Origin of the sequence: Blautia caecimuris, from assembly GCF_024622975.1 — a bacterium.
Lineage (GTDB): Bacteria > Bacillota > Clostridia > Lachnospirales > Lachnospiraceae > Blautia_A > Blautia_A caecimuris.
Map to the genome: position 1 here is coordinate 1 of NZ_JANJZT010000073.1, position 3,520 is coordinate 3,520.

Here is a 3,520-nt window from a genome sequence, read left to right on the forward strand (position 1 = left end):
GAGCTTTGCTCAGTTTGAAGCGGAATGGCGCTCCGTTCCTCTGGAACGGATGCGCAGTTCTTGCGGAATATGCACATAACCGGCATAAGACCAGCATTTTAAACCTATCATTCTGTTTCGCTCGTCGGATTCATATATTTCTCTTTGTTTTAAAGCTTCTTTGTTTTTCAAAAGTCGTAAGTTTTTGATGATTGTGATAATCGCTGCAGCGATCAGACCACATCCCAATCCCACATAGTAACCAGATGAATAGTCAGCATTGCCGGATGCAAGCGGAATGCAAGTGCCGACATATAACGAAACGCCGCCCAATATTAAGAGTATGATACTATAAAGAATTCGCAATTTAATTTTCTGTTCTATGGATTTTCCAAGTTTTACATTATTAATCAACATATTTTAATCCTCCTCAAATAAAAATATTTCTTCGATTGTTTTCCCAAAATATACAGCGATATCATGGGCAAGAATCAGGGATGCGTTATATTTGCCGTTTTCTAAAGAAATAATGGTTTGCCGTGTTACGTTTACTGCAGTTGCTAATTCTTCTTGTGATATGCGGTGTTCTTTGCGTAATTCTTTTATTCTGTTTTTCATTATTCACCTCCAAAAGTAAAGCTTGCCTTACAATTAAAGTATAGTTGACTTTACATTAAATGTCGAGTTTGTTTTACATTTAGATTTGTCATTGACTGTAGTAATAAAATAGAGTATGATTATTCATACAAATCATACCTTTGGAGGCGCTTATGGAAGTGAACAATGGAAAATACGCATGGATGGTTAAAATTGGAGAAAAAGGACAGTTTGTTATCCCGAAAGAGGCAAGAAATTTATTTGATCTTCAGCCGGGAATGGAAATTTTAGTTTTAGGTGACGAAAAAAGAGGTTTGGCAATTTTGCCAAAGGAAATGCAAAAAGAATATATTGCAAGGATTTTTTCAGAAATGGATTCCTAAAGGATGGTGAATTGATATGAGTAAAATCGTTTTCTTTTGTATTCCGGCACACGGGCATACCAATCCAACGTTGGGAGTTGTGCGTGAATTGATCAGTAGAGGGCATCAGGTTTTTTATTATTCCTACAATATGATGCGTGAAAAGATTGAAGCTACAGGAGCAACTTTTGTTTCTTGTGATGAATATGATCAGGAACAGCGATTGGATGCGAAAGATGCAGTTCGTGTAGGGAAAGATTTGGCTTTTTCCACACAGATATTGGTGGATACTACATTGGCTTTGGATGATACGGTGTGCGAACACATGAGAGAATTAAATCCAGACTGTATTGTTGCAGATTCCATGGCTGTATGGGGAAAGGCTGTAGCGTTAAAACTTGGAATTCCTTTTGTGTCTTCAACAACAACCTTTGCTTTTAATCAATATTCAGCAAAAATAATGAAACAAAGTCTGAGACAGATGTTTGGTATGATTTTTTCAATGACGAAAATCAATAAAAACATCAAACGTCTGCAAGAGAAAGGTTATCCTGTAAAAAGTGTTCTTGATATTATTCAGAACGATAATAATACAGATACGATTGTATATACCTCTCCGGAATTTCAACCATGCTCTGAAACATTTTCAGATAAATATGTCTTTGTAGGTCCGTCCATACGGCCTATTGAAAATATATTTGAGAAGAAGTCGGATAAATTAATCTATATATCAATGGGAACTGTAATCAATGATTCAACAGAGTTTTATAAAAAATGTATAGAAGCATTGGCTAATAAGAAATACCAGGTAATCATGTCAGTTGGTAATTTGATAAATATTGAAGACTTAGGTGCTGTACCGTATAATATTACGATTTCGAGATTTGTAGATCAGATAGCTGTGTTAAGTCAGGCGGATGTATTCCTTACCCACTGTGGTATGAACAGTGTCAATGAAAGTTTATATTATAAGGTTCCTCTTGTAATGTACCCACAAACATCGGAACAGGATGGCGTGGCCACCAGAGTAGAGCAACTTGGTGCTGGTATCCGATTGAAGTATGTAAATGCAAAATCGATTAAAGAGACCATTGAAAATGTGCTACATACCAAATCTTATTATGAACAGGCAGCAAAAATTTCTGAGGGATTCCATAAATGTACTGGTGTAAAAGGTGCTGCAGATAAAATTGAACAGATGTGTAAATAAGTAATCAAATAAGCAAGCAGATTGAAGTTTCTCAAAATGCTTGCTTATTCTATGATGATTTATAACCCCTGCGAATGATAATTCTCTCGATTCACTGATTTTGGGTTTGACTTTTCGTTTATTTCGGTCTTTTTACGATTTAATTTATCCAAAACAGAAGCTCGTGCTTTGATCTTAATCTGCTCCGGTCCAGCCCTTTTCACTTCCGGCTGCATAAGTTTATTCTGGATTTTCAGAAAAGCACTCTGCATAGTATTTTTAATTTTTGCAATCACTCCATCCAATCGTTTGGCTGCATACTCACGTTCTTTTTTAGAGGCTTTTCGTTCCGGAGAGAGCACCCAGTTTTTCGATTCTTCTACCAATCGGATATCTTCCAAGTGGGTTTCTTTTTTGACAGTAGCAGTAACAACTTCAACTGCTTTGTCATAGGCAACATCGGAAACTTCATCAATCAAATTTTCCACGTCTTCGATTTTCATAACTAATTCTTCAAGTTTTTCTGCTTGCAAAGCCAACTGTTCTTTCTGTTTGGCAAGAATGTAATCCTGCTTTTCTAAATATTTACGTCCACCATACTCTGGTTCCTCTTCTAATTGTAATCCATAACTTTTGGCAATATCAAAAAGTAATGCACGACAGGCAGAATCAAATACCATCTTACGATTATTGTTTCGTCCTGCAGGTTTTTCAGGATTTGGTAAATCAAAACCAAGCTTTTCTAACGCTTTTTCCTGTTGTGGAAATAATTCTCCATATTGATTTTCGCAATCAAACACATGACGTTCATGAATGTGAGGCGTACTCTCATCCAGATGAAGTGCCCAATCCAATATGTGAACATGAGTACCAAATCGTTCGGTAATTTCAACCATAAAATCCATAACTACCTGTAATAATATATCTGGTGAAACGTGATTTCTAAAGTGCCAATTTGATAGATGGTTTCTTCCGGGCAGGTCTTCTTATGTTTTAAGATATCTGATGTGGTGCAATTACGTTCCGGGTGACGATTCTTAATATTACGTTCATTTTGTCCTTCAATAAATCCTTTGTAATGAATAGAATAATAAAGTTCTTCCGCTTCTTCAAATGTGTTAGCCAGTTCACATTCATTTCCCTTATCATAAAAAGTACGATATCCATTGAAGCAATCCCAGTAAATATTTCCTTTTGCCCGTTCTTCATCGATGTGCTCACTATTATTAATATTAAAACTGCGGTCATTGTGCTTGGGATTGTAAGCACCATTTTTCCCGGCACGACCATTGTGTCTTGTTAATTTCATTATGATGTTCCTCCTCATATAATCAAGTGTTTTCTATTGAAAATTCAAGGTTTTTCAACCTTTCATATCTCAGTGAATAAGCCA

At 36.1% G+C, this 3,520-nt stretch carries 6 protein-coding genes; 2 read left to right on the plus strand and 4 right to left on the minus strand.

Going from position 1 to position 3,520, the window contains the following annotated elements:
* Positions 1–9: 9 nt before the first annotated feature.
* Together NSA57_RS19285 and NSA57_RS19290 are read right to left on the minus strand one after the other, a co-directional pair.
* Entirely contained in the window at positions 10–396 is a 387-nt protein-coding gene (locus NSA57_RS19285) for a hypothetical protein (RefSeq protein ID WP_257465835.1), read from the minus strand.
* Between the two features lie 3 nt (positions 397–399).
* A complete protein-coding gene (locus NSA57_RS19290) occupies positions 400–597 on the minus strand; it encodes a helix-turn-helix transcriptional regulator (protein WP_257465836.1) in 198 nt (65 codons plus the stop codon).
* A 152-nt stretch (positions 598–749) separates the two neighbouring features.
* Between NSA57_RS19290 and NSA57_RS19295 the strand changes: the two genes are divergently transcribed.
* Both NSA57_RS19295 and NSA57_RS19300 read left to right on the plus strand, forming a co-directional pair.
* The gene (locus tag NSA57_RS19295; protein WP_055305026.1) at positions 750–959 is read left to right on the plus strand and encodes an AbrB/MazE/SpoVT family DNA-binding domain-containing protein; all 210 of its coding nucleotides are present in this window, start codon (positions 750–752) and stop codon (positions 957–959) included.
* Positions 960–975: 16 nt separating this feature from the next.
* Positions 976–2,148 (plus strand): macrolide family glycosyltransferase, encoded by a 1,173-nt coding sequence (locus tag NSA57_RS19300; protein ID WP_257465837.1) that lies wholly within the window; start codon positions 976–978, stop codon positions 2,146–2,148.
* A gap of 59 nt (positions 2,149–2,207) precedes the next feature.
* Here the strand turns inward: NSA57_RS19300 and NSA57_RS19305 are convergent, their stop codons facing one another.
* Positions 2,208–3,032 (minus strand): hypothetical protein, encoded by an 825-nt coding sequence (locus NSA57_RS19305; protein ID WP_330671403.1) that lies wholly within the window; start codon positions 3,030–3,032, stop codon positions 2,208–2,210.
* 2 nt (positions 3,033–3,034) lie between these two features.
* Positions 3,035–3,436, minus strand: coding sequence for a hypothetical protein (locus NSA57_RS20060; protein ID WP_330671404.1), 402 nt, complete (start codon positions 3,434–3,436; stop codon positions 3,035–3,037).
* Positions 3,437–3,520: the final 84 nt, after the last annotated feature.